Here is a 1,702-nt window from a genome sequence, read left to right on the forward strand (position 1 = left end):
ATGATCTGCTTTTGCCCTACATGATTGACGTGTCGATATTTCACCTCCTTGATCATGCAGAACTGAAAGAACATATCGAACGGGTAGGTAAGGTGTTTTACGAACGTAAGCGGTGAGCGGTGAGCGGTGAGCGGTGAGCGGTGAGCAGTGAGCGGTGAGCAGTGAGCGGTGAGCAGTAAGCAGTAAGCAGTGAGCAGTAAGCAGTTACCGCTCACGGCTCACCGTTCACCGTTCACTGATTTTTACAAATAACGCCGCTTCAGCGGCAGACCAATGACGCCACGAAGTGGCAGACACCGCGTTAGCGGCAGACACCGCCTTGGCGGCAGATTGCGTTTCTGTAACCGACAATATATGATGTCAATGACAGTCAACAACATTATGGAGATTTTTATGCCACAGATTACCGCCCGACTATCCGATGAATTGGTTGATGCACTAGATACAGCGGCATCAACTCTGCATCGCAGCCGTGCTGACGTTATCCGTCAGGCGGTTGAGTCATATCTTGAAGATTTTGCCGATATTTCTATCGCCCTTGACCGACTACGCGACCCGAGTGATGAGTGTATCGACTGGCAGGAGGCTCGCAGTGCGCTACTCGGTTCAGATTAAAAAGAGCGCACTCAAGGAGATCCAGTCCTTACCTAAAGCCGAGCGCATTCGAGTCATCGAATCCATCGACCGTCTTGTTGATCACCCGCATATTGGCAAAGCACTCAAAGGAGATCTTTCCGGCCTTCGTCGGATACGTGCCGGTAATTATCGCGTTGTGTACGAAATAAATGAAGATCAGCTGGTTATTCTGGTGTTACGTGCAGCTCACCACAAAGATAGTTATCGAAAATAAGGGAAGACTTGTAAACTATCTGACGCGGCAACAGTTAAAGGCAAGAATCACGAGGAAAAAGGCAGGAGACAGAATATAGAATATAGAAGGTTATGCGTTTCTTCTGAATTCTCAATTCTAGCTCCTGTATTCTGCTTTTAAACGGTTTTCCCCGCGACAAGTAAAGGTTCAAAGACAATTGAGACAGGATGAACATCTGATAGCAGCGGATGAAATCAACAAAAAAAATAAATGTTGGGGTTAAGATCTTAAACATCAGATTTATGTCCTGTCAGAAAAAAGGTCTAAAGGCTTTTTGCTTTTGACCTCGTTGTATTCAGTAAGCAGTGAGCAGAATCTATTTCTCTTTTCTGATTTACTGGAGTCAAACAGATAAACAAAAAGATAAAGGAGTATGTATGCCAACCGTAAAAGAACGGATGAAAGAAGTCATTCAATCGCAACCTGATGATGCATCATATGAAGAAATTTTACGGGAATTAGTTTTTGAACGTATGGTCGATCGAGGTCTAGAAGATTTTCGTCAGGGCCGTGTTATGTCCGGAAGTGAGTTAGAGCAACGGATTCGGACATGGCAAAGGTAGTCTGGACTGCCGAAGCTGAACGTTGGCTACGCGATATCCATGACTATATTGCCGAAGATAATCCACCAGCAGCCGACAATGTGATTGCCGGTATTATGAAGAGGGTAAATAATTTACCCGATTTTCCACAGGTTGGCTATTGTTATCGAATAGAGGCCGAGGGTGAAATCAGGATCCTCCTTTATGGTCATTACAGGATTGCCTATCTATGGATGCCTGGAAAGAATGTCGTGATTTTAGGTGTTTTTCACGGAGCCATCGATATCGA

At 45.2% G+C, this 1,702-nt stretch carries 4 protein-coding genes; all 4 read left to right on the plus strand.

What is annotated here, in order from left to right; translation table 11 throughout:
• The first annotated feature begins 393 nt into the window (after positions 1-393).
• On the plus strand, positions 394-615 hold the full coding sequence (locus AC6F7T_RS11930) for a ribbon-helix-helix protein, CopG family (RefSeq protein ID WP_500719139.1): 222 nt from the start codon (positions 394-396) through the stop codon (positions 613-615).
• A complete protein-coding gene (locus AC6F7T_RS11935; RefSeq protein ID WP_500719141.1) occupies positions 593-850 on the plus strand; it encodes a type II toxin-antitoxin system mRNA interferase toxin, RelE/StbE family in 258 nt (85 codons plus the stop codon). Before AC6F7T_RS11930 ends, AC6F7T_RS11935 begins: the two co-directional genes overlap by 23 nt.
• Positions 851-1,248: 398 nt before the next feature.
• Positions 1,249-1,434 (plus strand): hypothetical protein, encoded by a 186-nt coding sequence (locus AC6F7T_RS11940; RefSeq protein WP_500719143.1) that lies wholly within the window; start codon positions 1,249-1,251, stop codon positions 1,432-1,434.
• On the plus strand, positions 1,422-1,702 hold a 281-nt coding region (locus AC6F7T_RS11945), incomplete at its 3' end, for a type II toxin-antitoxin system RelE/ParE family toxin (protein WP_500719145.1). The genes AC6F7T_RS11940 and AC6F7T_RS11945, both read left to right, overlap by 13 nt.

The organism is Pelovirga sp. (assembly GCF_059864205.1).